Here is a 1,077-nt window from a genome sequence, read left to right as displayed (position 1 = left end):
CCCAACCGCTCGGCCCACGGCCGCAGCTCACCGAACTCCAGCCGCTCACCCGCGAACACCACCACCCGCACCGCGAGCCGCCCGACCCGCTCGTCACCCGCCCCCGCCGCCGACACCAGCGCACGGAACGCCGACGGCGTCTGGTTCAACACCGTCACCCGGTGCTCCACCAACAGATCCAGGAAGTCCTCCGGCGACCGCGCCACCTCGAACGGCACCACCACCAGGCGGCCACCGTTCAACAACGCCCCCCACATCTCCCACACCGACACGTCGAACGCGTACGAGTGGAACAACGGCCACACATCCGACGCACCGAACCCGTACTCACCCCGCGTCACCACCGACAGCCGCCACACACTCGCGTGCGACACACACACGCCCTTCGGCCGACCCGTCGAACCCGACGTGTAGATCACATACGCCAGACCCTCCGGCGACCCCACCGCCACCGGATCCGCATCCCACCCCGCACGAACCGGCAGACCCTCGTCCACCACCACCAGCCGCCCCGAGAACACCCCGGACAGCTCCTCCACGAACTCCGAGGACGTCACCACCACCGACGCACCCGTGTCACCCAGCACGAACCCACGCCGCTCCACCGGATGCGCCGGATCCAACGGCACATACGCCGCACCCGACTTCAACACCCCCAACAACGACGGCACCAGATCCACACCACGACCCAGACACACACCCACAAGCGACTCCGCACCCACCCCCGACTCCCGCAAGAAGTGCGCCAACCGGTTCGCCCGGACATTCACCTCCCCGTACGACAACTCCACACCGTCCGCCACCACCGCCACCGACCCCGGCGACTCCACCACCCGCTCCTGAAACACCTCGTGCAACAACCGACCCGCCACCACACCCGCCGGCACCACCGCCTCGGGCGCCACCACCGCCAACTCACCCACCGACAGAAGACCCACCGACGACACCCGCGCCGACGGATCCCCCACCAACCCCTCCAACAACCGCACGAACCGACCCGCGAAACCCTCCACCGACACCCGGTCGAACAACGCCGAAGCGAACTCCACCTGACCCCGAAGACCACCACCCACGGTG

1 protein-coding gene is annotated in these 1,077 nt (G+C 68.8%); it reads right to left on the bottom strand.

What is annotated here, in order from left to right; translation table 11 throughout:
* A partial coding sequence (locus ACZ7KX_RS42740; RefSeq protein WP_470331351.1) for an AMP-binding protein occupies positions 1-1,049 on the bottom strand: 1,049 nt, incomplete at its 3' end.
* Between the last annotated feature and the right edge of the window lie 28 nt (positions 1,050-1,077).

The organism is Kitasatospora sp. NPDC038210 (assembly GCF_055600605.1).
This window is presented reverse-complemented; position numbering and strand designations above follow the sequence as displayed.